The organism is uncultured Roseobacter sp., assembly GCF_947499265.1.
Lineage (GTDB): Bacteria > Pseudomonadota > Alphaproteobacteria > Rhodobacterales > Rhodobacteraceae > Roseobacter.
The window spans coordinates 325,854-350,454 of record NZ_CANMNK010000006.1; the positions used below are offsets into that span (position 1 = coordinate 325,854).

26 protein-coding genes and 1 riboswitch are annotated in these 24,601 nt (G+C 60.4%); of the genes, 16 read left to right on the forward strand and 10 right to left on the reverse strand.

The annotated features are described in order from the left end of the window. Window positions 1-7 precede the first annotated feature (7 nt). From Q1A63_RS17825 to Q1A63_RS17835, 3 genes are read left to right on the forward strand one after another with little or no spacing between them, the layout of a single operon-like run. Complete coding sequence (locus tag Q1A63_RS17825; RefSeq protein WP_298973208.1) at window positions 8-622, forward strand: cysteine hydrolase; 615 nt, start codon at window positions 8-10, stop codon at window positions 620-622. Next, window positions 619-1,341 (forward strand): hypothetical protein, encoded by a 723-nt coding sequence (locus Q1A63_RS17830; protein WP_298973210.1) that lies wholly within the window; start codon window positions 619-621, stop codon window positions 1,339-1,341. Before Q1A63_RS17825 ends, Q1A63_RS17830 begins: the two co-directional genes overlap by 4 nt. 15 nt (window positions 1,342-1,356) lie before the next feature. Further along, the gene (locus tag Q1A63_RS17835) at window positions 1,357-1,602 is read left to right on the forward strand and encodes a hypothetical protein (protein ID WP_298973212.1); all 246 of its coding nucleotides are present in this window, start codon (window positions 1,357-1,359) and stop codon (window positions 1,600-1,602) included. A 42-nt stretch (window positions 1,603-1,644) separates the two neighbouring features. On the opposite strand, the gene Q1A63_RS17840 is transcribed toward Q1A63_RS17835, so the two are convergent. Genes Q1A63_RS17840 through Q1A63_RS17870 form a run of 7 tightly spaced genes read right to left on the reverse strand, consistent with a single transcriptional unit; the run spans window position 1,645 to window position 6,920 of the window. Then, window positions 1,645-2,433, reverse strand: coding sequence for an MBL fold metallo-hydrolase (locus Q1A63_RS17840; protein ID WP_298973216.1), 789 nt, complete (start codon window positions 2,431-2,433; stop codon window positions 1,645-1,647). Further along, the gene (locus Q1A63_RS17845; RefSeq protein ID WP_298973218.1) at window positions 2,430-2,600 is read right to left on the reverse strand and encodes a hypothetical protein; all 171 of its coding nucleotides are present in this window, start codon (window positions 2,598-2,600) and stop codon (window positions 2,430-2,432) included. Before Q1A63_RS17845 ends, Q1A63_RS17840 begins: the two co-directional genes overlap by 4 nt. After that, complete coding sequence (locus Q1A63_RS17850; RefSeq protein ID WP_298973220.1) at window positions 2,597-3,028, reverse strand: hypothetical protein; 432 nt, start codon at window positions 3,026-3,028, stop codon at window positions 2,597-2,599. The genes Q1A63_RS17845 and Q1A63_RS17850 overlap by 4 nt, the downstream gene beginning before the upstream one ends. Beyond that, a complete protein-coding gene (locus tag Q1A63_RS17855) occupies window positions 3,018-4,262 on the reverse strand; it encodes an agmatinase family protein (RefSeq protein WP_298973221.1) in 1,245 nt (414 codons plus the stop codon). Before Q1A63_RS17855 ends, Q1A63_RS17850 begins: the two co-directional genes overlap by 11 nt. After that, the gene (locus tag Q1A63_RS17860; RefSeq protein ID WP_298973223.1) at window positions 4,243-5,010 is read right to left on the reverse strand and encodes an ATP-binding cassette domain-containing protein; all 768 of its coding nucleotides are present in this window, start codon (window positions 5,008-5,010) and stop codon (window positions 4,243-4,245) included. The genes Q1A63_RS17855 and Q1A63_RS17860 overlap by 20 nt, the downstream gene beginning before the upstream one ends. Beyond that, window positions 5,007-5,819 (reverse strand): ABC transporter permease, encoded by an 813-nt coding sequence (locus Q1A63_RS17865; protein WP_298973225.1) that lies wholly within the window; start codon window positions 5,817-5,819, stop codon window positions 5,007-5,009. Before Q1A63_RS17865 ends, Q1A63_RS17860 begins: the two co-directional genes overlap by 4 nt. Window positions 5,820-5,873: 54 nt before the next feature. Beyond that, entirely contained in the window at window positions 5,874-6,920 is a 1,047-nt protein-coding gene (locus tag Q1A63_RS17870; protein WP_298973228.1) for a putative urea ABC transporter substrate-binding protein, read from the reverse strand. Between the two features lie 79 nt (window positions 6,921-6,999). Then, a riboswitch (guanidine-I (ykkC/yxkD leader) is annotated at window positions 7,000-7,105 on the reverse strand. Between the two features lie 413 nt (window positions 7,106-7,518). Between Q1A63_RS17870 and Q1A63_RS17875 the strand changes: the two genes are divergently transcribed. From Q1A63_RS17875 to Q1A63_RS17920, 10 genes are all read left to right on the forward strand, one after another. After that, window positions 7,519-8,022, forward strand: a complete 504-nt coding sequence (locus tag Q1A63_RS17875) for an RNA polymerase sigma factor (protein WP_298973229.1) — start codon at window positions 7,519-7,521, stop codon at window positions 8,020-8,022. Further along, the gene (locus tag Q1A63_RS17880; RefSeq protein WP_298973231.1) at window positions 8,019-8,795 is read left to right on the forward strand and encodes an anti-sigma factor; all 777 of its coding nucleotides are present in this window, start codon (window positions 8,019-8,021) and stop codon (window positions 8,793-8,795) included. The genes Q1A63_RS17875 and Q1A63_RS17880 overlap by 4 nt, the downstream gene beginning before the upstream one ends. Before the next feature lie 376 nt (window positions 8,796-9,171). Then, the gene (locus Q1A63_RS17885; RefSeq protein WP_298973234.1) at window positions 9,172-10,080 is read left to right on the forward strand and encodes a PEP-CTERM sorting domain-containing protein; all 909 of its coding nucleotides are present in this window, start codon (window positions 9,172-9,174) and stop codon (window positions 10,078-10,080) included. A gap of 216 nt (window positions 10,081-10,296) precedes the next feature. Then, window positions 10,297-12,180, forward strand: coding sequence for an SLC13 family permease (locus Q1A63_RS17890; RefSeq protein ID WP_298973236.1), 1,884 nt, complete (start codon window positions 10,297-10,299; stop codon window positions 12,178-12,180). Between the two features lie 136 nt (window positions 12,181-12,316). Beyond that, entirely contained in the window at window positions 12,317-13,435 is a 1,119-nt protein-coding gene (locus tag Q1A63_RS17895) for an extracellular solute-binding protein (RefSeq protein ID WP_298973238.1), read from the forward strand. A 79-nt stretch (window positions 13,436-13,514) separates the two neighbouring features. Next, window positions 13,515-14,621, forward strand: coding sequence for an ABC transporter ATP-binding protein (locus Q1A63_RS17900; protein WP_298973241.1), 1,107 nt, complete (start codon window positions 13,515-13,517; stop codon window positions 14,619-14,621). Next, entirely contained in the window at window positions 14,618-15,997 is a 1,380-nt protein-coding gene (locus Q1A63_RS17905) for an ABC transporter permease (RefSeq protein WP_298973244.1), read from the forward strand. The genes Q1A63_RS17900 and Q1A63_RS17905 overlap by 4 nt, the downstream gene beginning before the upstream one ends. Then, window positions 15,994-16,860 carry an ABC transporter permease subunit gene (locus tag Q1A63_RS17910; protein ID WP_298973247.1) on the forward strand — a complete coding sequence of 289 codons (867 nt, stop codon included), beginning with the start codon at window positions 15,994-15,996 and terminating at the stop codon, window positions 16,858-16,860. Before Q1A63_RS17905 ends, Q1A63_RS17910 begins: the two co-directional genes overlap by 4 nt. Before the next feature lie 9 nt (window positions 16,861-16,869). Next, complete coding sequence (locus tag Q1A63_RS17915) at window positions 16,870-17,556, forward strand: hypothetical protein (RefSeq protein WP_298973249.1); 687 nt, start codon at window positions 16,870-16,872, stop codon at window positions 17,554-17,556. 52 nt (window positions 17,557-17,608) lie between these two features. Further along, on the forward strand, window positions 17,609-17,899 hold the full coding sequence (locus Q1A63_RS17920) for a hypothetical protein (protein WP_298973252.1): 291 nt from the start codon (window positions 17,609-17,611) through the stop codon (window positions 17,897-17,899). On the opposite strand, the gene Q1A63_RS17925 is transcribed toward Q1A63_RS17920, so the two are convergent. Further along, on the reverse strand, window positions 17,881-18,444 hold the full coding sequence (locus Q1A63_RS17925) for a tetratricopeptide repeat protein (protein ID WP_298973255.1): 564 nt from the start codon (window positions 18,442-18,444) through the stop codon (window positions 17,881-17,883). The genes Q1A63_RS17920 and Q1A63_RS17925 overlap by 19 nt on opposite strands. Before the next feature lie 79 nt (window positions 18,445-18,523). Between Q1A63_RS17925 and Q1A63_RS17930 the strand changes: the two genes are divergently transcribed. Together Q1A63_RS17930 and Q1A63_RS17935 are read left to right on the forward strand one after the other, a co-directional pair. Next, the gene (locus tag Q1A63_RS17930) at window positions 18,524-19,450 is read left to right on the forward strand and encodes a CehA/McbA family metallohydrolase (protein WP_298973257.1); all 927 of its coding nucleotides are present in this window, start codon (window positions 18,524-18,526) and stop codon (window positions 19,448-19,450) included. Window positions 19,451-19,511: 61 nt separating this feature from the next. Then, window positions 19,512-20,537 (forward strand): ABC transporter ATP-binding protein, encoded by a 1,026-nt coding sequence (locus Q1A63_RS17935; RefSeq protein WP_298973259.1) that lies wholly within the window; start codon window positions 19,512-19,514, stop codon window positions 20,535-20,537. Here the strand turns inward: Q1A63_RS17935 and Q1A63_RS17940 are convergent. Further along, window positions 20,534-22,237, reverse strand: a complete 1,704-nt coding sequence (locus Q1A63_RS17940) for an iron ABC transporter permease (protein WP_298973267.1) — start codon at window positions 22,235-22,237, stop codon at window positions 20,534-20,536. The genes Q1A63_RS17935 and Q1A63_RS17940 overlap by 4 nt on opposite strands. Before the next feature lie 3 nt (window positions 22,238-22,240). Further along, window positions 22,241-23,221, reverse strand: coding sequence for an ABC transporter substrate-binding protein (locus Q1A63_RS17945; protein WP_298973269.1), 981 nt, complete (start codon window positions 23,219-23,221; stop codon window positions 22,241-22,243). Between the two features lie 104 nt (window positions 23,222-23,325). Here Q1A63_RS17945 and Q1A63_RS17950 point away from each other — a divergent pair, with 104 nt between their 5' ends. Beyond that, window positions 23,326-24,264, forward strand: a complete 939-nt coding sequence (locus Q1A63_RS17950) for an alpha/beta hydrolase (protein ID WP_298973272.1) — start codon at window positions 23,326-23,328, stop codon at window positions 24,262-24,264. The last annotated feature ends 337 nt before the right edge of the window (window positions 24,265-24,601 follow it).

Consider the following 24,601-nt stretch of genomic DNA (forward strand, 5'->3'; position numbering starts at 1 on the left):
ACTTGATATGCCACGCCAACCCACGCTTGTCGGAAATGTTGTTCTGATGGTCATCGACATTCAAAAAGGCGCCTTCCTCGAGGGCGATGGCGGTATCCCGCATATGCCCGGCTACACCGAAAACATGACGCGGGCGCGGCAGGTGATCGATGCTGCTCATGACATGGACGTCCCCGTTATCTTCTTTCAGGAAATCCACCGCCGGGACCGGATCGATTATGGCCGCGAGCTGGATGGGTCAGAAGGCATCCATTGCATGGAGGGGGATCCTGGCACCCCTGTCGCCGCCGTGGAAATGGACATGCGCGAGACGGATTACTTCGTGCACAAGCGCCGCTATTCGGTGTTTTTCGGGACCGAGACAGAGATCCTGCTCAAGGGTCTCAAGGCCGAAACGCTGATCCTGATTGGCGGCATGACCGACGTTTGCGTGCATTACTCTTTCGTCGATGGGCATCAGCATGATTACTACTGCCGCGTCGTGGCTGACAGTGTGGGCGGTACGTCGCTTGAGGCGCATCAGGCTTCCCTGAATGCGATGGAATATCTGCAGGCCGGGGCCGTCATCAGCACCGAAGATATCGTTGCCGCCCTGCGCGGAAAGAACCAGGCGGCTGCATGATTGGTGTCGCTGATCTTCAGGGCCACTGGCAGCGCGACTGGATAAAAGCGCCGGGATTTGAAGATCATACGACCCGCGTGCATTGGATGCAGGCAGGGGCGCTTTTCGCCGACATCCGCGTTCCCTTGGACCGGCCTGATCTCACCCGGCGCGATTGTCTCGCCGACCTGACGCAGCCTGAACTGGCGCAATTGCTGGCCGCCGAAGGGTTCGCCGGCACCATTACGGTCGCGGAAAATCGCTGCACATGGCATCGCGAAATCAATTGGCACGAGGAGCCGGATATCAACGATATCGGGCTCATGTCGTTTGAGGATGGCGCGTTGATCGAGGATGGGGTTCTGGCTGAATACCGCGAGCTATGGCGACGCAGGCCGAATGAAAAGCTGCGCGGCCACCGCCTGACATTTGGGGATCAGCGAGCCGTGTTGATCGAAAACCACAGCGTTTTTCTGGTTGCGGTCGGTCCGGTGCCGCAAGGAAACACCACCGCATTGACCGCACATCTGAAGACCGGCGATGCCTCTCCTGAAGCGCTCCGGCAGCATTTCGAAAGCACCTACTGCATGGGGCATTGGGACGGCGAAAGCGGTATCGCTGAGCTGGCAACCAATCCCTTCTGCGAAGGTCGCGAGGTTTTACAACGCGGCTCAGCGTTCCATTGGTCGGGCCCCACTTTTGATGGCGAGACCTACGCGCAAGTTCTCAGAGCAGCCTAGACGACGGAGAAACACATGCCGATCCACACCGCAGCCACATCACACGGCGAGGACAGATGCCACATCTCAAAACCCACCAACCGCGCGGGGCTTGTTTTGCTGCGTCTTGGTCATTGGATTACAGGTCTTATCAGCCCACAGGATGCGGGTCGCACCACCTGCGGGCGCAAACCGGGAAACACGGTGCCGCAGGTGTTCGTGCTGCATCGAAACGCTGTCAGTACCGGGTTCATTCAGCAGGTGCCTGAGAGGTCGGATTAGGCCACTGATCAACGTGCTTTCCACGCCAATGCGGGTCAAATCTCAGGCTTGCCAGCGGGCCAGATAGCGTTCCACAATCTCGTCAAGTCTCTGCTTGCCAAAACACGGGTCATGCCCGCCATGCACAACCGTGACCGGCAAGTCGCGGAGCCGTCGCAGGGTCCTGGCATAATCGGGAAGGCTCATCCCCGGGCCGTCATAAATCAGCGGTCCGTCATAGATGGCGTCCGCGCCAAAAAGTGCCCCGCTGTCGTGGTGGAACAGGCCGACCTGACCGGGTGAGTGACCGGGTAAATGCAGCACTTCGGCCTGCCAATCGCCAAGGTCGATCATATCCCCTTCGGTGACCATGCCCGTCGGCGGGGCACCGCGTAAAACATAGCTGTCGACGTCATAGTCAGGCGCAGGTACGGCATTGATCAGGAGCGGCCAGAGCGGTTCATACCCGGCCTCCAGAAACAGGTTTCGGAAGGCATCGGAAATGCCATCGGTGCGCAGTGAATAGGGCGCAGGGGCGGCCAGTTCATCCGCCTCGATCGGGTGCACCAGCCTTGTGTCGAATTCATGCACTGCCCCGATGTGATCCACATGGGTGTGGGTTGAAAGGCAGATCAAGGGGCGCGCCGGGTCTGGGCGGAGCGGGTCCACGAAAGGGCGGAGGGGCGCGATACCCATACCGCTGTCGATCAGCAGATCAGCGTCGCGCCCCAGCACCAAATGCATATTGGCCGAAAAAATCGGGTGCACCCGTGGCTCGGTGATGAGCCACAGGCGGGGATCTATCTGTTGCGCGCGATACCACGCGGCATCGACCGGTAGATCGGCGGTCATGAAGCGGGTCTGGCACCGCGCAGGCGCCACGCCAGGAGAGCGGCGGCGGCGATGATGCAGAGGCTGGTCACAAGACCCAGGGGCGATGCGCTGCCGATGTCGGCTTCGTGGTGGGCCAGCGCGGGTGTGCTGACGACGAGAGCGGTGAGAAGTGTTGCGTATTTCATTTTAAGATCCTTTCCGAGGCGGGGTGTTTTTGCAAGAATGTGCGCAGGTCTGTGACCTCTTTGGCGTCGAGCGAGACATAGATCAGGCCCATATTGGTGCGTTCCGTCACCATCTCGCCGGGGTAGGGCAGGTAGCTCAGTTCGCGCGAGCCGAAGGAGGGCGAGGCCGTGCCGACCTGCCATTCGGTCGTCAGTTTGACATCCACCAGTTTCATCGACGGGCCACCGCCGGGCGCATCGATTTCAAGCGGCACCCCGGCGATGCGCAGGTATGACATCTTGTCCTTGGCGGCGACGAAACCATCGATAAATTGCTCTGTCAGGACCTGCAGCTCGTCGGCTTCATCCGCCTCATGCATGTGGCTGTGCAGGTGGTCGGGGTGGTCATGGTTGTGGCCGATGTGGCCGTTCACGATATCATGTGGCATTGGACCACCGCTTTCCTGTGAACTCGCCATGGGGGATCTCGACGGGTTTGTCGATGTGCCGCTTGTGCGCGCCCATCTTGCCCGCCGCGACCAGAGAACCCAGCACATCCACGATCACGCGGGTGCCCATGAGCGCCGTGATTTCCGACTGGTCATAGGGGGGGGCGACCTCAACAAGCTCCATGCCACAGATACCTTCGGCGGCCACCTTCGAGGCCAGTGCGAGGGCCTCGCGCGGCAGGAACCCCCCCGGTTCCGGCCAGCCCGTGCCCGGCACAAACCCACAGTCGATGCTGTCGATGTCGAAGGACATATAGACCATATCGACCCCGTCCCAGGCCATCTCCAGCGCCATCTCGGCGGTCTTGTCGACACCCATCTTCTCCATGTCGCCCATGGTGATGATGTTGGTCTCGCGTTCGCGCGCGACCTTCACCGCTTCGCGCGGCACCTGCCAGCCGCCAATGCCCACCTGCACGAGGTTCTTGGCGGGCACATTGGGCAGCAGTGTCGAATGGAACCACGGCGTGGTGTGCATCCGCTCGTCCAGATCCTTTTCCTGAATGTCCGCATGGCGGTCAAAGTGCACGATGCCGATTTTCTTCGATGTGCACTCCGCAATCCCCCGCACGCAGGGAAAGCCGATGGAATGGTCTCCGCCAATCATGATCGGCAGTGAGCCGGAGGAGGCCACATGGCTCACCGCGCGGCTGATCTGGTCAAAGGTCTTTTCGATATTGGCGGGGATCGTGAAGACGTCACCCGCATCGCAGAGCGTCATCTGTTCGCGCAGGTCCACGCCCATCTCATAGTTGTAAGGCGTATAGAGCGCCGAGATCTTGCGTACCCCCTGCGGGCCAAACCGGGTGCCCGCGCGGTAGGTGGTCCCCCCGTCAAAGGGGATGCCCAGAACGGTGGCGTCGTAGTCCTTCACTTCCGTCACATCCTCGGCATAGGGCGCCTTGAGGAAGGTGTTGATGCCGGCGTAATGCGGCAGCTCGCCGCGTGCGAAGGTGGGGATGGACTTGTCCTCGATGCTGTCGGCACCGGTCAGCCCCATGCGCAGCGCCCATTTCTTTTCCTGCTCCCACCCGGTTTCGGGCAGGTCGCCTTCGGCCTGCATGGCCTTCCAACCCCGTAGTTTGGTCAGGTCCGGATGGTGGTTGCGCCGGGCCGAGGCTCGATTGTCGCGTGGATGGTGCGAGCGTGAGCGCTCAAGCGGGCTGAAAAACATGGGTATCCTCCTTCAAGGTCTGAAATGGGATGCCGCCGTCGCGGGCATCAAAATCGTAGGTGATGGTTGCGCCATAAAGGTTCGGGTCCTGCGGGTCCCAGCGCGGCTTGTCGAAAACAAGCACGCGGTCGCCGAGTTTGAACGCTTCTTCGAGATCATGGGTCACCATGAAAACGGTCATGCCGGTTTCGGCGCGCAGATCCTGCAGAAAGTCGTGCATCGACAGGCGCGTGCCCGGATCAAGCGCGCCAAAGGGTTCATCGAGCAGGAGCACCCGGGGCTTGGCGCTCAGCGCCTGACCGATGGCAAGCCGCTGTTGCATGCCACCCGATAGGGTGGCCGGATATTGGTCGGCCACGTGATCCAGCCCGATCCGACCCAACACGTCATCGGCGCGCGCCAGGGTGGCCTTGCGCTCTGCGCCAAAAAAGCGCCCACATCCACGGCGGAAGCTTTCACCCGTCACGATGTTCTCCCGGACGGTGAGGTGCGGAAAGACCGAATAGCGCTGAAAGACGATGCCGCGGTCCAGACCGGGCTCGCGCGCAGGTGCCGCTCCAGCGATGCGGATCTCGCCGCGCGTGGGCCGTTCCTGTGCCAGCAACAACCGTAGAAAGGTGGATTTGCCGCAACCCGACGCACCGACAATCGAGATGAATTCGCCTTCGTCCACGGCGACATTCACGCGCTCGAGGATCGGGCGGCGGCCGTAGTTTTGGAAGACATCCTGTACGACGACAAAACTCATAGGCCCTGCTCCGCCCAGGGGAAAAAGCGCCGCGATGCCCACCGCAGCACCCAGTCGATGGCAAAGGCGAGCAGCGTGATCCAGATCACGTAGGTCAGGATCACATCCATCGCGAGATACCGGCGCACAAGGAAGATGCGATATCCCAGCCCTGCGTCTGAGGCGATGGCTTCGGCGGCGATCAGAAACAACCACGCGGGCCCCAGCGACAGGCGCACGGCAAGGATCAGGCGCGGCATCAGCTGTGGCAGGGCCACGCGCATCGCGATCACCCAACTGGAGGCGCCGAGGGTCTGTGCCTTGACGATCAATTCCTGCGGGATTTCGAGCACCCGCTGGCTGAGATCGCGGATCAGAAAGGGCAGGGTGCCCACGACAATCAGCACGACCTTGGAGAGCTCGCCCAGACCAAAGACGATGAAAAGGATCGGCAAGAGCGCCAGGGGCGGGATCATCGACAACACGGCGACAAACTGCGCCAGGCAACTACGCACCAGAGGCAACAAGCCAATGGCCAACCCAAAGATCATCCCCACAAGGGCGGATATTCCGACGCCCAGGCCCAGACGTTTCAGGCTGGCCCAGGTATCTTGCCAGAACAGGATATCGCCGCTGCGTCGGTCCGGTTGGGTGACCAGCCGGACGGCCGTATCCCAAACGGTTGAAGGCGCGGGCAGCAATTTGTCTGCCGGGTTTTCCGCCAGCCGCAGCTCTGAGCCGATCGCATAGGCGATGAACACGGCGGCAAATGGCAAAAGCGCCAGGAACAGGGCCAGGGGACGGCCAGGGAGGATGTTTATGATACGCATGTCAGGGTGCCCTGCACCGCCAATCACCGGCGAAGCAGGGCTGTGCCCGAAGGATCAGAGCGCGCCGTCGGCGGCCATTTGCATGTAGGTCGTGTCGAAGCGGAACATCACATTGTTCTCATCCCCGGTGACCGTGCCATCCGGATAGGCGACACCCACAAAATCGGCAGATGGTGCGCCCTCGCCAAGGATCCCCTTGTCAAAGAGGAATTCCGCGACGCTGACCATCGTGTCGGGCAGCGCTGCATCAGAGGTGAAACTGACGGCCGCCGCCGGATCATAGAACATCTCGGTCGAGGCAAGCTGTGCCTGATAGCCTGCGAGATCGGTTCCCGAGGCTTCTGCCATGGCGGACAAAACCTCTTCATCACCCGCCGCCATCAGCCCCATCACCTCGTACCACGCACCGACCAGGGCCTTGCCGAAATCCGGGTTGGCCGCCAGCGTTTCGGTGTTCACCACCATCAGGTCGATGATCTCGCCCGGGATGTCGGAGCTGTCGAAAAGCTTCGTGGCTTTCGGGTCTTCGAGGATCGAGGAGACAAGTGGGTTCCAGGTGACCACAGCTTGCACATCGTCGGTGGCGAAGGCCGCAATCATATCCGCATCAGAGGTGTTGATGACGCTGTCCAGATCCACCTCCGACAGGCCGACGCTGTCCAGTCCGCGTGCCAGCAGGTAATGCGACACGGAAAGCTCCACCAGATTGACCGGCATGCCCGAGAGGCTCTTCAGATCGCCGTCGCCTTTCAGGATGACCGCATCGTTGCCGTTGGAATAGTCCCCGACAATCAACGCCGTGGTGTCCACGCCGCCGCCCGCAGGGATGGAGAGCGTATCCATGTTCGTGGCGGAGACGCCATCGAATTGCCCGGCGGTATATTGGTTGATCGATTCAATATAGTCGTTGATCTGCACGATCTCGACATCAATGCCGTATTTGTCCGCCCATTTATCCATGATGCCGCTGTCTTCGAGATAGCCCCACGGCATCCAGCCCACGTAGATTGACCACGCGACCCGGAAGTCGGTGCGGTCCTGAGCGCTGGCGCCGGACGCAAGGCATAGTGCAGCTACTGTCGAGAAAAATAGTTTTTTCATCTTTGGTCCCCATCGGTTTTCATAAATGGAATGACCGCGTGAAGTGCTATATCGGAGCGCGGGTCAAACCTGCGCAGTAGCCTCCCGGGATTTTGCCCCGCCGTGTACCGCCCGGTCTGTTGCCGGGTAGCGATATCTCTCGGACCAGACCCTCACGCGGAAGCGGAACCCTAGATATCCTGCGCCCCCATGTCAGAATGCGCGGCGCGGGAATTCAACAGAGGTTCGACATCATGGCTTTGGAAACCCGGGGACTGCTTAAAAATAGGGCGTATCAGGGTGTTTTGTCTGTTTGTGCCTAATTTATGGGCGGGTTGGGTGGCGGTTTCCGCGGTTTAGATCCGTTGCAGCGGGAGGGTATCTGACCAGCAGCACGTTATTAACGCTCTTTGGCACCAGATAAATGCATCCCGTTGGCAATCCGGAGAATTTTTTACCCTCGCTATCCGTAGTTCCTAGTGGACGACAAAAGGAGAGCGCCATGGCTGTGGGAAGAGCCAGTCCGGCATATCCGGAACCGAGTTGCGCTTTGGCGCCATTCATTCCATTACTTTCCCTGGGTGTTCTGATCATCGGGGATGTTACATGCGAGGACTGCATGTTGACTGACTTCAAGCGCGATATGATTGCCGTTTTGCCGCGTCTCAGACGTTTCGCCCGGAGCCTGACACGGTCAGTTCCGGAAGCGGATGATCTTGTGCAGGAGGCCTGTTTGCGGGCGCTCAGCAAATCGCATCAATGGGACCCTGCGCAGCCACTGGACCGCTGGCTCTTTCGCATCACCCGCAACCTTTGGATCAGCGAGATCCGCAAACGCAAGGTTCGGCTGGGTGAAGGTCACATCCCGGCGGAGGAAAGCGCTGAATTGATCACGACGGAAACGGGCGAGAGCCGCGTTGCCTTCTCTCAGCTGCAGGGCAAGATCGCGGCTTTGCCCAGCGACCTTGCAAGCGTTCTGCTGGTCGTTTCGGTGGAAGGGTATAGTTACGCCGAGGCTGCTGAACTGCTGGACATTCCGATTGGCACGGTGATGAGCCGCATCCACCGTGCCCGAAAGACCCTCGCACAGAAAATCGCAGACCCTGTGGGAGGCGTCCAATGAACCAGTATCAGGAAAAACTGAGCGCCTTTCTGGACGGTGAGCTTTCGGAGACCGAAACCCGCGCGATAGAGAAGGCATTGGAAAGCGATGCGGAACTGCAGGCAGAGCTTGAGACGCTGATGGCGGCGGACCGCGTTGCCAAAGACGAATTCGCCGCGATCCTGGGTGAGCCGGTTCCCTTTGAGCTTGCAAAAGCCATACAGGATGCACCGGAAGACATAGTTGCGAATGATCCCGGCGCGCCGCGCAAGGGGACGGGGTGGCTGACGGCTGTTGCGGCAGTCATCGCCTTGGCAATCGGTGGCAGCGGCGGATATTGGGCCGGTTTGACGCAAGGCAACGAGGTCGTTGCCGCGCCGGGATGGCTGCAGGATATTGCCGACTATCACACCGTTTACGCCGCGCAAAAACGCCATCTTGTCGAAGTTCCGGCGAGCGAACGGGACCACATCCAGACATGGTTGACCAATACGGTCGGCGCTGACGTGCGGGTTCCTGATCTGACGGCTCAAGGGCTTGAATTCCAGGGCGCGCGGCTTTTGGTGGCTGCGGGCAAACCGGTGGCCCAACTGATGTATCTGGATGCGAATGAACGCGTTGTGGCGCTGTGCCAGATCCAGACGGAAACGCCGCGTGATGGGTTTGCGGAACAGTCGATCCAAAACTTCGGCATGGTGTCATGGGGCGGAGAGAATTCGAACTTCGTCGTTGTCGGGGACGAAGGCAGAAGTGATCTTGCAGAGATTGCACAGGCAGCAGCGACGCAGGTCTGACGGGCTGGGTGGCGGTCGCCACGGACCATATGCGCTTGGATCTGACCGGCATTTTCGCGACATAAAACGCGTTGGGAAAAAAAGTTTAAAATTTTCTCGGATGCCGAGAATAATCTCCAAGGGCCATGCGTAACCCTGATGTGAGCGACCTGAACAACCGCTCAGCATAGCAGGTAGGAGCAAGGCCATGAAACGGACCGTCTCTATATCCTCCAGGGTATTTTTCGGAGGGCGCAGCAGGGCAGTAGCCCCAGCGTTTGTTTTGGTTCTAGACGGGTGTTCTGGACCGCACTTCTATCAGTTTTGATCGTCATAACGTTCGTGGGGGGCCTTCGTGCCCCCCTTTTCACGCAATGGTTTATGTATAGGAGTTCCCATGTTTTCGACCCGATTTTCAGCTTTTGTCGGCGCGCTCATATTAGCGCCCTGCGTTGCGACCGCAGCCCCGATGATTTTCTCAGCCGCCGGTTCAGACGCTGCCAGCATTCAGGCCGAGGTTGACGCCTTTCGCGATGCGCTCGGCGCGCTCAATCCAAATGAGCCGGAGAATTTCAAGGGCGGGCGTCGCCAGATCGACTGGGACGGGGCACCGGATGTCGTTTCCGATCCAAACCCGTTTCCCGGGGATTTCTTCAATCGCAATTTCGCACCTCTTGCCCGTGGTATCGAGTTCCGGCCCAGCGAAAACCCCAAGGCAGGCGCGCCCGAACAGATTGCCAAGGGCTTCCAGCTCAGCAGTACGGAAGCCTCTGGTGAGCCGGTCCGTTTTGGGTTTGAAAAGGAGCTTGATGTCTTCAGCCCTGAACGGCTTTTTGCACCCACGGGCGGCACAATTTTCGACGTGGTGTTTTTTGATCCCGCCGATCAGAAAACCCCGGCGGCGACACGTGGCCTTGGCATTGTCTTCACCAATGTGAGTGAGGTTGAGGACGAAAAAACCAAGGAAAAGACGACCGATGCGATGGTGAACTTCTTCCTGAAGGGGCAGGATATCGGCACCGACCATCCCGCGTTTTCCGTGAACGCGGAGGCAAGTGGACCGGGCGGGTTGTCCTTCATCGGCGTTCTCTTTGATGAGCCGACAATTGTTGGTGCCACGGTTCAGGCCGGGTATATCCCCTTCGATACAGCGAAAAGTGGCGCCGGTGTCGTGGCCATGGATGATTTCATTTTTGGTGAACCGACGGTCGCGGCGGTGCCCGTGCCGGCCAGCGCCTTGCTGTTGGGCTCGGCATTGTTCGGCGGGGCCGCCTTTGCACGTCGCCGCCGTCGCCAAGCGGCCTGAGGATCTGCAAAGCAACTCTTCTCATCTTCAACACAAAGCACAGCGGTCATGAATTTGGCCGCTGTTTTGTCATCCAGCGATGGCCCAAACCCGACTTGGCCGCTGCTCAAGACCTGCATCGCGCCCCCTCTTTCATTCCAAAAATCAAGCATTTCAGACATTTTGTTGCGTGAAGCGCCCGGTGAATGGTAACAAAATGTAAAAAGGATGCGTGGGTTGGAAACGATTAGTCTTACGTTGGAAATGTCGGTGGTCCTTGGCTTGCTGGCATTCACGGTTTTCCTGTTCATCTCAGAGATCGTCCGAATAGACCTCGCGGCCATCATGGTGATGGTGCTGCTTGGGCTGTTGAGCCAGATACCGGGCCTAAACTCACTGGCCGATGTCAGTCGCCTCTTTGACGGTTTGGCCTCGAATGCCGTTGTCTCCATCATCGCGGTGATGATCATCGGTGCGGGTTTGGACAAAACCGGTCTGATGAGCAAGGTGGCCTCCCTGATCCTCAAACACGGCGGTAAAACCGAAACCCGCATCATTCCGATCATCTCCGGCACCGTTGGTGTCATTTCGTCCTTCATGCAGAACGTCGGTGCCGCGGCGCTGTTCCTGCCCGTGGTCAGTCGGATTTCGGTGCGCACGGAACTGCCGCTGAGCCGCTTGCTGATGCCGATGGGGTTCTGCGCCATTCTGGGCGGGACCATGACGATGGTGGGGTCATCGCCGCTGATCCTGCTCAATGATCTGCTGCTGAGTGCCAATCAGACGCTGCCCGTAGATCAGCAAATGGCGCCTTTCGGGTTGTTTTCGGTAACGCCCGTGGGGATTTGTCTGGTGATGACGGGCATTTTGTACTTCATGCTGTTCGGTCGCTGGGTGTTGCCCAAGGGGACAAAGGCCGGCGATGGCGCAAGCGCCAAATCGCTGAAAGACTACCTGAAAAACATCTACGGGCTGAAAACGGATATCTTCGAGATCACCGTTCCCGAAGGGCATCCTTGTGTCGGTGAGACGTTCGACGACATCATGCAGCGCTATCACGTCTATATCATTGGCAGCGCCTATCAGGGAAAGCGCTGGTTCGCGCCGGTGATCCAGACGGAGATCACAGCGCCCTGCCGTCTCGCTATTCTGGGCCGTGAAAAGGTCATCCAGCAGATGGTGGAAGAGGGCGGATACATTCTGCATGACGATCTGGATGTCTTTGCGGAGGATTATGCCCCCACCAAATCTGGCGTTGCTGAAATGGTGGTCCCGCCGGGCTCTTCAGTGATCGGTAAATGCGCCCATGATCTGGTGTTTCGCAAGACCTATGGCGCCAGCCTGCTCGCCATTCACCGCGACGAAGAGACCATGAGCTACGTGGAAACCGACGAACATGCGCCGACGGCGGTGGGCGAAGTACCCTTCCACGCGGGTGATACGCTGGTCATTCACAGCACCTGGGAATCGCTCACGCGGCTGACCCGTGATCGCGATTTCGTTGTGGTGACCACGGATTTCCCGCAAGAAGAACTGCGCCCGACCAAGGTCGGCTGGGCGCTGGTGTTTTTTATCATCTCCATCTCGCTCATTCTTTTCACCGACCTGCGCCTTTCCCTGTGTCTGCTAACCGGCGCGGTCGGCATGATCCTGACCGGTGTGCTGGATATCGACGATGCCTATGGCGCGGTGAGCTGGAGCACGGTGTTTTTGCTGGCCAGTCTGATCCCGCTGGGGCAGGCGGTGCAGACCACGGGCACGGCGGAGTGGATAGCACAGCAGATCCTGTCCTTGCTGAACGGCTGGCCGCTATGGTCGCTGCAGGCCGGGGTTGCGGTTCTGGCAACCGCCTTCACCCTGATCATGTCGAATGTCGGGGCCACGGTGCTGCTTGTCCCGCTGGCGGTTTCCATTGCAATTGCAGCGGGCGGTGACCCGGCGATCTTTGCCCTGACCGTTGCCATATCGACCTCCAACTCGTTCCTGATCCCAACCCATCAGGTGAATGCGCTGATCATGGGACCCGCTGGCTACAAGGTGACCGATTTCATGAAGAGCGGTGGGGTGATGACGATCCTCTTCCTGATCGTGTCCCTGTTCATGATGAACGTGGTTTTCTGAACGACCACCGGATCGGCGCGACGGCTGTCACAAAATCTTTGTGAGATTGTCATCAACCCGATGCGTTTCCCCCTCTAGATGCGCCCGGACCCGGCCAGCCCGGGTGAAACGCATTATCAAAAAAGAGGGTTCCCCTATGAGCTTCACGCGTCGCTCCGCATTGAAACTGACAGCGGCAGGTGCTGCTGCCCCGATGATCCTGAAAGCGTCCGATGCGCTGGCATCATCCGGGACGGTCAAGGTTTTTGCCTGGCAGGATTACGTTCAGCCCAACATCATCGAGGCATTTGAGGCGGAAACCGGTATCCAGCTGGAACTGACCACCTATGGCTCGAACGACGAGGCGGAATCGACTGTGCGCGCCAATGGCGGCAAGGGGTTCGATGTGGTGTTCCCCTCCATCACCAATTCGGGCGGTTATGTGGATGACAGCGGCGACAGCTTCTTCGCGCCCATTCCTGCCGCGGTGAATACCGAGAACGTGATCCCCTCCTTCGTGCGTGACAGCGCGGGGCTGGGCGGTGTGTTCAAGGGCGAACAGATCCTGCTGCCGTTCGATTGGGGCACAGAGGGCGTTACCTATAACGCGGCGGCCATGCCGATCGAGGGTCAGGTGTCCTACGGCGATCTATGGGCCGATGCGGCCAAGGGCAAAGCGGCCTTCCGTCAGAAATCGGTCATCATGGGCACCGGGCTCTATCTCGACGCCATTGGTGCCGTGCCGTCCAACCGCATGCTCGACGTCTACAAATCGGAAGACGATGCGCGCCGGGTCTGGGGCGAAGTGACCAAGTGGATCCTGGAGCGCAAGGACAATTTCGGGGCGTTCTGGAACAACGCGACCGAAGCCACAGCCGCCTTCAAGGAAGCGGGTTCGATCATCGGTCAGACCTGGGACACCACCGGCCTGCTGCTGAACCGCGAAAACAGCGACTACCTCTACCGCGCGCCAAAAGAGGGCATTGTGACCTGGCTCGACAGTTTCGGCATCCTGAAAGGTGCGGAAAACCCCGAGCAGGCCGTTGCCTTCATGAACTTCATGCTGAAGCCGGAAACCGGCGGCATGTTTGCCAATAACACCGGTTACAACTCGGCGGTGGCCGGGGCGGCTGAGTTTGCCTCGCCAGAGTTCAAGGCCCAGTTCAACGAGGTCTATACGCCGGATGTGCTGGGCAACATGTGGTGGTGGCAGGCCGATACGCCGTTCTTTGCACCGGTGCGGAACGAGTTCGTCGAAATCATCACCAACGCCTGAGGGTTCCAAAGGCGATTTTCAAAAGACCAAGGCGGTCCCTTGTTGCGGGGCCGCCTTGGTCCAACGGTTGGAGCGGATTATGGAACGTGGCAAGGATGTTGTGCTCGACGGTGTGGAGATCACCTATCCCAACGGTTTCACCGCGGTCCATGAGACACATCTGAAGGTCGAAGCCGGCGAGTTCTTTTCCATTCTGGGGCCTTCGGGCTGTGGCAAAACGACGATCCTGCGGTCGGTTTCGGGGTTTGTCGAACCCTCACGGGGGCGCGTCCTGATCGGGGGCGAGGATCAGCGTGACAAGGGGCCGAATGGGCGCCCGACGGCGTTGATCTTTCAGAACCTCGCGCTCTTTCCGTTGATGCCTGTTTGGGAAAATGTGGCCTTCGGGCTGGAAGCGCGCGGCGTCGGCAAACGCGCCCGCCGGGAAAAGGCCGATGAGCTCTTGCAGCTTGTCGCCCTCGGGGATCAGGCGGAGAAAAAACCCTCCGAGCTGTCGGGCGGGCAGCGCCAGCGCGTTGCCATTGCCCGGGCCTTGGCGGTGGGGCCGTCGGTCTTGCTGCTGGATGAGCCGCTCTCAGCGCTCGATCTGAAGCTGCGCCAACATATGCGGGCTGAATTGCGCGCCATCCAAAAGAAAACCGGCGTGACCTTCATCTACATCACCCATGATCAGGGGGAGGCGTTGACGATGTCCGACCGGATCGCCGTGATGAACGCGGGGCGCATCGAGCAGGTCGGCGGCGCGGATGAGATTTACTCAAGCCCGCACACGGCCTTTGCTGCATCCTTCGTGGGGGAAGCCAACCAGTTTCGCGGTCGGGTGACGGCGGTGACCGGCGACTATGTCCATATCAAAACCGCGCATGGTCAGTTTCTTGGCCGCAATCCCGTGGGTTTGCGGGACGGGGATGAGGCCATACTGTTCATTCGGCCCGAGGCGATGGTGCTGGACGCCGGGGACAATCAGATGATGGCGCGGATGGAGCGCCGCGATCTGGAAGGCGCTTTTGTCAACATGATGCTGCGCACGCCGACGGGCGCGCAGATCACCGTCTGCGTGCCCAATACCAGCGCGACCCAAATGACCGCGGATGCCGCACAGTTCGGCTTTCGTTCCGAGGACGCCGTCGTGCTGCCCGAGGGGCCGCTGGCCCGCACCGGCGGTGAGGAGCTTGCCGCGCAATGACGGATCTGATCCGGGGATATGGGCGCGGTCTTGTCGCGGTATTTGTCGGCGCGGTTCTGGTCTGGGGGCTGGTGCTGATCATTTTGCCGCAACTGGCGATGCTGGAACGGGCGCTGACCAAGCCCAAACGACAACTCGACAGTTCCATCGCCGCACAGTTGGAGCGCGACGCCTTCAATTGTATCAGCATTCTGGGTCAGTACGCGGAAGCGCCCGACACACCGGCGCAAAGTGGCGGTCTGGCTGTTCCATCCGCCTCCGGCATGGCCGTGCCCTCCGCGTCGGGTATGAGCGCTCCTTCGGCGCAGGCCGGAAGCAGGCCCTACATTCTGCAATGTGACCGGGCGACCACGCGCAAGAAAATGGTGCGCGCTGCCGGGACAGAGGCGTGGTTCAACGATCTTTATGATCTGCCGCTGCTTTCGGTGACTGATGACCTGCCTATTGCGCAGCAGATCGACGTCGCCCGGCAGATTGCCGCGCTCGCCGGTGACACCTACCAATCCCTTCTGATCAGCGAGGCCAACGCGCCGCGTCTGAGCGTCGGCAATTTCGCCGCCCTGACACAGCCGGTGCTGATCCCGCTGTCGGATGCCGCGCGGGTGGCAGAAAACGCCAAACTGTCCAATCAGCTGCTCGGCGTCATCGGGCTGCGTTACAGTGTCGAGGGCGACGTCTACGAACGCATCGGCCTGATCATTCTCGTCCGCACGCTGGTCTTTGCGGTTCTCGCAACGGGGCTGGCTTTGGTGGTTTGCTATCCGATTGCCTACAAGGTGGCGCTCGCAACCCCGCCGGAACGGGCAGTCTGGCTGTTTCTGGGCCTGATCATCCCCTATGCCATTGTCGAGCTGATGCGCATCTATGCCTGGACGGCGATCATCGACAACAAGGGCCTGCTCAACCAATTCCTGCTCTGGGCAGGCGCAATCGCGGACCCGATCCAGTTCAAGCGTTCTGCGCTGACGGTTTTTGCCGTCATCGTCTACACCTATGTACTTTTCATGGTCTTCCCGATCTTCAATGTGATGTCGACGCTGGACCGTAACCAGATCGAGGCGGCGCGGGATCTTGGATCCTCGACCTGGCGGGTGCATTGGCGGGTCATCATTCCGCATGCCAAACCCGGTATTGCCGTGGGCTGTATTGCCACCTTCATGCTGGCGGCAGGCGCCTTCTCCGTGCCGCGCATCATCAGTCGCGGGTTGCAGGCGGAATGGTTTAGTCAGACGATCTACAACAAGTTCTTTGAATCGGAAAACTCCAATGTCGGCGCGGCCTATTCCTTCGCCTATACGCTGGTGTGTTTCCTGATCGTGGCGCTGTTCATGTGGATCATGCGGACGCGGCTCAAAGATTTCGCGAGTGTAAGATGACCGATACATCCGTAACCCCCTCACGCGCGCTGCGGATCAGCGCCGATACCGTGCTGAGCCTTTATACTTGGGTCTTCCTCATCTTCATGCTGGCGCCGCTTTTGTTGATGATCGTATCGAGCTTTAACAACACCTCGCCGCCCTCTGTTACCGAATGGGGCGGGTTCACCACCAAATGGTATGACTTTTTCTGGATGTCGGAGGCCGCGATCCGCGAGGATCCGGTCCTGCGGTCGCTGGATCGGGATCGGTTTCTGAGCTGTTTCGGCAATTCGCTGCAGGTCTCGGTGGTTGTCGTGCCATTGTCGCTCTTGCTGGGTCTCGCGGGGGCGGTGCTGTTGACGCGTTGGCGCAGCCGGGCAAATGGTATCCTGTGGTGGGTGCTGTTGTCGCCCATGCTGGCCCCGGGGGTGATCCTTGGCCTGTCCGCACTGGTGTTCTGGGGCAGGCTTGGCGTGAACGCGGGCCTCTTCACCATCATGATGGCGCAGGTGACTTTCATCGCGGGCTATCCGCTGCTGATCCTGATGGCGCGGTTGCAACGTCAGCCGGTGGAGCTCGAAGAAGCAGCCCTTGATCTGGGCGCATCCCCGTTTCGCGTTTTTCGGCGCATCACGCTACCATTCCTGCTGCCAGCTCTTGCCTCGGCGGCTGTGATCGCCTTCATGGCGTCGATGGAGAATTACAACACCACGATGTTCGCCAAGGGTGGGGCCTGTACCTTTGCGACGGAGATTGGCGCAATGAGCCGCAATCCCAACGGTCATCCCCCGGTGATCAATGCGGTCGGAACCATCATCATCGTGCTAACCGTGGCGGCCGCATTGACACATACGGTTCTGACCCGCCGCGAAATGCGCTAAGGCCACCGCATGAAGATCGCCGCGCGGTGCCATCCGGCCCTGGAACCTTTGTTGCCCAAACCCATACCCGCCGCGCGGATGTTGCCCGACTGGCTGCGCGACATGCCCGAAGAGGTGCAGGCAGCAAGCCTTGGCGGCGCGCCGGTGCGCACGCTCAAGCATTGCCCGCCGCTGATTGACGCGATGCGGTTGGGGGTGTTGATCCTGTGTCCCGTCGATTTGACGGTTCGTGGGGGTGAGCTGAGCTGGGAGTGGGACCCGCCCGTTCTGCCGGAGACGCTGATCACCCGCGCGCCGGTCGGCCTGCATGTGCCGGAGCAGGCCAATGGCTCCCCGCTGGCGCAGGATCACATTTTCATAAAGTTCATCAACTACTGGACGCTGGAAGCGGAGCCGGGCTGGTCGCTGCTCTTCCATCACCCGTCCGGTCATCCGGACCTGCCGTTTCAGACCCTCTCCGGTGTGGTGGATTGTGACCTCTTTGCAGACGGCTATGTGCATTTTCCTGCCGTGCTGAAGCCGGGTTTCGAGGGGGTGATCCCGCGTGGAACGCCCATCGTCCAGGTGGTGCCCGTTCAGAAAGACACATCGCTCACGGTGACCACGATGACCGAGGCTGAAATTACCAGCAACCGTGATGTGCAGGAGGCGCTGTCGGTCGCGCCCGGGGTCTACCGGAAGCGTTTCCGCAGGTAGGTCTTTACCGGTTTGAGGGAAAATGTAACACTTTCATGACAAAAGGCAGGTCATGAGAGCAGTACTTTTATCTGTTGGATTTCTGATTGCGGCAGGGGCGGCCCAGGCGGGTGCCTATGAGGATCGGCGTGCGCAATGTCTGGGCTGGATGGTTCAGGGATACCCCTCCGGGCTTGAGGAAACTGCCTGCACGGCGCAGTTTTCCCTGCCATCGCCTTTTCTCTTCAAATGCGCGCATGCGCAGCGCAAAGGATATGACAGCGAGCTGCAGCGCAACGCCTGCAGGCTGTTCTTTGAGGAGGCGTCCATTGCGACAGGTCACGGCTACGTCCGCTCGAACTGAGGCAGTTTAAGCGGCAGCGTGCCTTTCGCGGTACGGGTCAGCACGCGCAGAACAGCAGGGCGCATTTCCGGATCCCGCAAGAGTGCTGCGCGCGCTGCGGCGGTGTCTTCCCCTTGCTCCGCGGCAATGCGATACCGCGCCAGACGCGCCTCACTGTCGGTACTCTCTGCAAATCCGACCTTTGCTTTCTCCCAATCGCCCAACCGCAGCGCCAACTGTGCCGATAGCCGCCGGGCCTCGTGATCGACGGGAGCCAAACGCGCAGCCGTGTCGAAGGCCTGCGCGGCGGCGACAAGATCACCATCGTCCAGCGCCGCGCGTCCCAGTTCGAACCAGGCCATGGCGTAATCGGGGCGTTCTGAGACGGCACGTTTAAGCCAGATCTGGCGCTGCGCCGGTTTGCCGCCCGCCTCCAACACCTTGGCGAGGTTGTAGTAGACCTCGGCGGGCGCACCCTTCTTTTGTGCGGCACGGCGCAAGAGCCGTTCGGCCCGTGGCCAGTCCTGCGCCTGCAGAATGTCATGTAATGCGCTGAGATCAGTCAAAAAAGGCTCCACGTCGCGAAACTGTCACATGCTTTTCACACCCTTGCGCAACAAGCGTATGACACAAAAGAGGGCACCCATGAGCAGTTTGGCATTTGACCGTCCGGGCCGGTTTTGGCGCGGGAACCTTCATACGCATTCCAACCTGTCAGATGGCTGCCTGGAGCCCGCAGAAGTTTGTCGCCGTTACCGCGCCGAGGGCTATGACTTCATTGCGCTGACAGACCACTTTATCGGACAATATGGCTATCCGATTGCCGACACGCGCGCCTTTCGAAGCGAGGGTTTCACCACATTGCTTGGGGCCGAACTGCATTCTGGTGCAATGGAAAACGGAGAGCTGTGGCATATTCTGGCGGTGGGCCTGCCAGAGGATTTCGAGCCGCCAAACGCGCCTCATTTCAAGCCCATCGAGGGGCAGGAGAGCGGTGCGGCCTTGGCCCGACGGGCGCGCGATGCGGGTGCTTTTGTCGCCATTGCGCACCCCGAATGGTCCGGGCTGACAACAGAAGACGCGCGAACCATTGAGGCCGCCCATGCGGTTGAAGTCTATAACCATGGCTGTGCCACCGGGTGTGATCGACCGCATGGGTTCTATACGCTCGATCAGATGCTGTCTGAGGGCCGCCAGATGACCCTCTGCGCCACCGATGATGCGCATTTCACCGAGCCTGATCACTTCGGCGGCTGGGTCATGGTGAAGGCGGAGGAAAACGACCCCGACGCGCTTTTGAGGGCGTTGAAGGACGGGGCTTATTACGCCTCGACCGGTCCCGAAATCCGCGCCATTCACTGGGAGGAAAACGCTGTGGTGGTGGAGACCAATGCGGTTGCTTCGGTAATCGTGCAGGGGCGTGGGTCGGCAGCGGTTGGCGCGCATGGGGCGTCGATGACGCGCACTTCCGTGCCGCTTGAGCGCTTTGCGGCCTCGCCGTGGATGCGGGTGAGCGTCATCGACGCGGCCGGGCGGCGCGCCTGGGCCAACCCCGTTTACAGATCCGCGTGAAGTCCCGTACCCCGGCGCCGTTGATTGCTGGCACATCACGGCTATCTGGTTTCCCGAAACCATGAGCATCACGGCACGAAACCTGACAAAGCGGTTCGGCGCGCTTGCGGCTGTTGACGATGTCTCTTTCGACATCCCGCAAAACGCCTTCTTTGCGATTGTTGGCGCGTCGGGCTGTGGCAAAAGCACGCTGTTGCGGCTGATCGCCGGGCTGGAAACACCAGACAGCGGCAGCCTCGCCTTGCACGGCGCGCAGGTCGCAGGGCCGGAGGTGTTTCTGCCGCCGGAAGACCGGGCCGTGGGCGTTGTCTTTCAATCCTACGCCCTCTGGCCGCATCTGACCGTTGAGGGGAATGTGGCATTCCCCTACGAGGCGCGGGGCCTGAGCCGCGAGGCGGCGCGCGGCAAAGCCGCCGCACATCTGGAAACCGTCGCCCTTACGGCGATGAAAGACCGGCGGCCCGAGGCGCTTTCAGGAGGGCAACGGCAACGTGTCGCCCTGGCGCGCTGTCTTGCGGGAGAGGCCGATACGATCTTGATGGATGAGCCCCTCGCCAACCTCGACCCGCATTTGCGCAGCGAGATGGAAACGGAGTTGAAAGCCTTTCATCGCCGCTCGGGCGTGACCACGCTTTACATCACCCATGATCAGCGCGAGGCGATGGCGCTTGCCGATATCATGGCGGTGATGGACGCGGGCCGGTTTCTGCAGATCGGATCGCCGCAGGAGATCTATGACCAACCAGCCTCGGCAAAGGTGGCGCGGTTCATTGGACGCGGGACCGTGGTGCCCGCGATCCTGCGCGCAGGGCACGTTCAGATCGGGCACCAGAATGTCGCGCCAAGGCGTCCGCCCGACCGCGAGAATGGAACGGTGCAGGCTTTCCTGCGACCGCGTGATATCGGCATCGGGGGGCACGGGGTGCCCGCGGTTCTGACATCGGTGCACTACCGTGGCGGTGTGTGGGAGGCCACGGCCGCGGCGGAGGGCATCGACACGCCCTTGATGGTAGACCTTGATCAACCGGCCACCGTCGGCGAGGGTCTCTGGCTCACTTTCAAGGGGTGCTGGCTGTTGCCGGACTAAAGACGCCAGGGGACGACACCTCGTGGTGCAACACGGCCCAGACGGTCCAGCGCGATCATCAGCAGCACCGTGGCAACGACCGTCACCGCAGACATCGCTGCGGCCAAGGTGGTGTAGCCACCATCCTCATAGTTGAAGATCGTGGTGCCGATGGTCTCATTCCCGGAGGACCACAAGAGTGCGGAGACCGTGACCTCGTTATAGGCGGTCAGAAACACCAGAATGGCGCCAGAGGCCGCCGCCGGCGCGATCAGCGGCGCGGTGATCCGCCGCATACGTGTGCCAAACCCGGCCCCGGCGACACGCGCCGCTTCGTCCAGCGTAGGGTCGAGCTGTAAATAGGCCGCGCTGACCGGTTTCAGAGCGATGGAGAAAAAGGCGCAGAGATAGGCAAGCAGAATGATCGTCAGCGTGTTGTAGATCGACAGGTTGAGGAGCGGCAGCGGCTTGATAAAGGCGAGGATGAAGGCAATCGAGATCACCAGCCCGGGGATGGCATAGGTGATTTCGGCCAGCGTCGCCATGCCCGCGCCGAGCCGTCGGGTGCCAGGCTCCCGGGCGACCATATAGCGCGCCAGCAGGGTGCAGAGCAGGGCAATGGTGATCGCCGCGATCCCCGCGATCAGGGTGGAATTCAAGAACGCGCGCGCGGTCACGGATTGCCGAAACAGGACCTCCGCAAAGTTCTTCACCGTCAGTGTTTCAGCGGTCAATGGCACCCCGTAGGTGGTGACCAGCGCGGTGGCAAAGAGCGCGGTGAGCGGCAGGACAAGCGTGCCCAGCACGACCATGGCCATGCTCAGTTCCACCACCGGACGCGCGGGGCCCAGGGCAATCGAAAGCGGCGCCTGCGGCGGGCCGATCAGGGCGTTGCGACTGCGGCGGGCGAGCCACATCTGTGCCAGCACGGCAGCGATCGCGATGACGGCAACCAGCGCTGCAATCGCGGCAACATCCGACAGGACCGAGGGGCCGAAACTGGCGAGCCGCTGCCAGATCAGGACGGGCAGCGTGGTGTAGCGCGCGGGAATGCCCAAAAGCGCGGGGATCCCGAAATTGCCCAAAGCCGAGACGAAGGCCAGCGCAAAACCTGCAACCAGCGTGGGTGCCAGAAGCGGCAGAATGATGCGCGCCAACAGCCGCCCGGGCCCGGCACCTGCCACGCGGGCGGCATCGGACATTTCCCGCGGCAAGCTGCGCAGGGCGGCCAGAACCACCAGAAACACAAGCGGGGCATGCTGGATGCCCAGCAGAAAGATGACCCCTTCACGGGAATAGAGCGGGTGCGTGGTGCCGATCTCGGGAGCCAGGCCCAGCGTTTTCAATAGCGGAGAGGAGGGACCCAGGGCCTGCGCCCAGGCAATCGCCGTCACATGGGGCGGAATCATCATCGGGACCAGCAGGAGAAAGGTGAACGCACCTTTCCACCTGATATCCGTCAGCCCCAGCACCAGTGCGGCGGTCGTGCCGCCGAGGAGCGCGAGTACGGCAGAGAGCAGGCTGCTTTCCAGCGAATTCCAAAGCGCGCGTGGCACCGCGCGGCTGTCGAGCGCTTCGATCACAGGGGCGAGGCTCAGACCCTCATCGCCAGACAGGCCCACCCGGACCAACAAGCCAAGCGGGAAGACAAAGAGCATCAGCGCGACACAAAGCAGAGCTGCGAGGGTCAGCCCCTCGCCACTGCGCCAATAGCGGAGCAAGGCTTACCCGCCAAAAATGTCAGCGAAACGCGCTTTGTTGGCGGCGTCCTCAGACAGTGCCTTGGCCGGGTCAAAATCCAGCAGCTTGATTGCGTCGCGTGCCGGGAAGCCTTCGGGGGGCGTGATGGCGGGATGCGCGGGCAGATAGCCCATATCAGCCGCCAATTGCTGGCCCTCCGGCGAGATCAGGAAATCGATAAAGGCTTTCGCGGCTTGCGGGTTTTGCGCCGTCGACAGGATTGCCGCGGGTTCGGTCACCGCACTGACGCCTTCCTCGGGGAAGACGAATTTCACCGGCGCGCCCTCAAGCATGTTCCGGATGGGGAGGAAATCGACAACGAAACCATAGAGTTTCTCGCCCCCGGCGATTGCTTTGTAGGTGCCGCCATTGCCGCCCTGCGGGTTTGCGCCCTGATCCGCCAAGGCTTCGTAGTAGTCCCACCCCAGATCGGAAGCCCCGGTGATCGACGCCATGTGAATGGTGGCCGCCCCGCTGGTCAGCGGCGAGGGCATTGCCAGCTTATCCTTTGCATCAGGTTTCAGCAGATCTTTGTAGGAGGTCGGCACCATAGCGGCGCCGGTGTTATAAACGATGCCCGTGGTGATCAGCTTGGTCGAGAAATAGTGGCCCTCATCATCCATGAGCGCTGGATCATAGGCGGATACATCGGCGTCCGGATAAGGCATCAGGCGGCCCTCGGCCTCCAGGCCTTCCATGGTCACCATATCGGCGATCAAAAGCACATCCGGCTGCGGTGCACCGGCCTCGAATTCGGCCCGCAGTTTAGCCATGATTTTAGTGGTGCCGTCACGGATCCATTCCACGTCAACCTCTGGATGCTGGGCTGTAAAAGCATCGACAGTACGTTGCGCATCGGCATTCGGCTGCGAGGTATAAAGCACCAGCTTGCCGGAGACATCGGCGGCAAGGCTGGTTGCGCCAAAGCCAAGCGCGACAAGGGCGGCAGCAAGTATCGTTCGCATCAGGGTATCCCATCTGTTCGTGTTTCAACATTGCATGTGTGGCAAAGGACTGTGACAGGGCGATGAAATCCCCGAATGCATGCCGCAAAGACCTTTGAAACGCGATGACAGCAGGTGTTTGGGACAAGAGTAAACGCTCCATACATCGGCTGGAGCGGGTTTGGACATCCGCTGAGGCCGGGGCTACTCTGCAGGCCAACCTGGATGTATCGCATTGGATCGAACGGATGTCAGAATGGCGCTTGACTGAGGAATACCAGACCTCCGCCGGCAAGGTGGCGGCTGGCAGAGCCGGTCAAGGGCCCGCGCTGGTGGTTGCGCATGGCTGGCCGTGGTCGTCGTTCAGTTGGCACCGTGTCATTCCGCGATTGTCCCGGAAGTACTCCGTTTATTGGTACGACATGCCAGGCTACGGGCAATCTGAAAAGCGCAGCGGGCAACGCACGTCGCTTGATGTCCAGGGCGCCGTGTTTTCCGAAATGCTCGCGCATTGGCAATTGGAAAAGCCATCCGTCATGGCGCATGATTTTGGGGGCGCGACCACCCTGCGTGCGCATTTGCTGCATGGGTGTGACTACGAACGCTATGTGCTGATGAACGTCGTGGCGATGCGCCCCTGGGGATCTGATTTTTTCGATCACGTCGGCAAACATGTGGATGCCTTTCAAGGGCTGCCGATGCATATCCACCGCGCCATTGTCGAAGCCTACATCCAGGGTGCCCTGATCAGCGAGATATCGGATGCGGATTTCCAGGAACTGGCAGCGCCCTGGCTGACGGACGCGGGCAGCCAGAGCTTTTACCAACAGTTTGCGCAGGCGGATGAAAAATACACCGCTGAAATTGAACCGCTCTTTGGTGCGATCCGATGCCCGGTTCAGGTTGTGTGGGGGGAGGATGATCCCTGGATCCCCCTTGCGCGAGGCAAGGCATTGCACCGCTTGATCGGCCAGGATCGGTTGGAAATTATGCAAGGCGTCGGCCACCTGCCGCAACTGGAAGCCCCTGAACGAGTGCTTGAGGCAGTGTCTGGGTTTTTGTGAACTGGCGCCGCCGGTTGCATTTTCAGGCCTTTCATCCCGCAGGAATTGTAGGTTTTCTACCTATCAGAGAAAGCTCACCAAATTCGTGATCAATTTTACGCCGATGCCCGACGCTATTCGGCATTATGTTGCGCAAACGACCGCGGGCGATGGACAGCCCATGTCGTTACTGTTCTCATACTAAACATAATAACGCTGCGGGCAGGCTGTTGTACCGCGGAGCGAAACGGGACGGGGAAGTGACGCGAATGGGAACGGCTTTGTGGCACGGCGCCATGAAGCGAAGGCGTGATGCCAGCCCGGGTCTCATTTCGTCAAATTGAAAGTGTTTTGTGAG

Coding starts and splice junctions, on each gene's coding strand:
- Q1A63_RS17870 (WP_298973228.1), bottom strand. CDS start 6,920: ATGAAAAAACTATTTTTCTCGACAGTAGCTGCACTATGCCTTGCGTCC.
- Q1A63_RS17905 (WP_298973244.1), top strand. CDS start 14,618: ATGACGGATCTGATCCGGGGATATGGGCGCGGTCTTGTCGCGGTATTT.
- Q1A63_RS17835 (WP_298973212.1), top strand. CDS start 1,357: ATGCCGATCCACACCGCAGCCACATCACACGGCGAGGACAGATGCCAC.
- Q1A63_RS17865 (WP_298973225.1), bottom strand. CDS start 5,819: ATGCGTATCATAAACATCCTCCCTGGCCGTCCCCTGGCCCTGTTCCTG.
- Q1A63_RS17845 (WP_298973218.1), bottom strand. CDS start 2,600: ATGAAATACGCAACACTTCTCACCGCTCTCGTCGTCAGCACACCCGCG.
- Q1A63_RS17840 (WP_298973216.1), bottom strand. CDS start 2,433: ATGACCGCCGATCTACCGGTCGATGCCGCGTGGTATCGCGCGCAACAG.
- Q1A63_RS17875 (WP_298973229.1), top strand. CDS start 7,519: ATGTTGACTGACTTCAAGCGCGATATGATTGCCGTTTTGCCGCGTCTC.
- Q1A63_RS17950 (WP_298973272.1), top strand. CDS start 23,326: ATGACAGCAGGTGTTTGGGACAAGAGTAAACGCTCCATACATCGGCTG.
- Q1A63_RS17930 (WP_298973257.1), top strand. CDS start 18,524: ATGAGCAGTTTGGCATTTGACCGTCCGGGCCGGTTTTGGCGCGGGAAC.
- Q1A63_RS17825 (WP_298973208.1), top strand. CDS start 8: ATGCCACGCCAACCCACGCTTGTCGGAAATGTTGTTCTGATGGTCATC.
- Q1A63_RS17935 (WP_298973259.1), top strand. CDS start 19,512: ATGAGCATCACGGCACGAAACCTGACAAAGCGGTTCGGCGCGCTTGCG.
- Q1A63_RS17900 (WP_298973241.1), top strand. CDS start 13,515: ATGGAACGTGGCAAGGATGTTGTGCTCGACGGTGTGGAGATCACCTAT.
- Q1A63_RS17860 (WP_298973223.1), bottom strand. CDS start 5,010: ATGAGTTTTGTCGTCGTACAGGATGTCTTCCAAAACTACGGCCGCCGC.
- Q1A63_RS17885 (WP_298973234.1), top strand. CDS start 9,172: ATGTTTTCGACCCGATTTTCAGCTTTTGTCGGCGCGCTCATATTAGCG.
- Q1A63_RS17830 (WP_298973210.1), top strand. CDS start 619: ATGATTGGTGTCGCTGATCTTCAGGGCCACTGGCAGCGCGACTGGATA.
- Q1A63_RS17850 (WP_298973220.1), bottom strand. CDS start 3,028: ATGCCACATGATATCGTGAACGGCCACATCGGCCACAACCATGACCAC.
- Q1A63_RS17920 (WP_298973252.1), top strand. CDS start 17,609: ATGAGAGCAGTACTTTTATCTGTTGGATTTCTGATTGCGGCAGGGGCG.
- Q1A63_RS17915 (WP_298973249.1), top strand. CDS start 16,870: ATGAAGATCGCCGCGCGGTGCCATCCGGCCCTGGAACCTTTGTTGCCC.
- Q1A63_RS17945 (WP_298973269.1), bottom strand. CDS start 23,221: ATGCGAACGATACTTGCTGCCGCCCTTGTCGCGCTTGGCTTTGGCGCA.
- Q1A63_RS17855 (WP_298973221.1), bottom strand. CDS start 4,262: ATGTTTTTCAGCCCGCTTGAGCGCTCACGCTCGCACCATCCACGCGAC.
- Q1A63_RS17910 (WP_298973247.1), top strand. CDS start 15,994: ATGACCGATACATCCGTAACCCCCTCACGCGCGCTGCGGATCAGCGCC.
- Q1A63_RS17895 (WP_298973238.1), top strand. CDS start 12,317: ATGAGCTTCACGCGTCGCTCCGCATTGAAACTGACAGCGGCAGGTGCT.
- Q1A63_RS17880 (WP_298973231.1), top strand. CDS start 8,019: ATGAACCAGTATCAGGAAAAACTGAGCGCCTTTCTGGACGGTGAGCTT.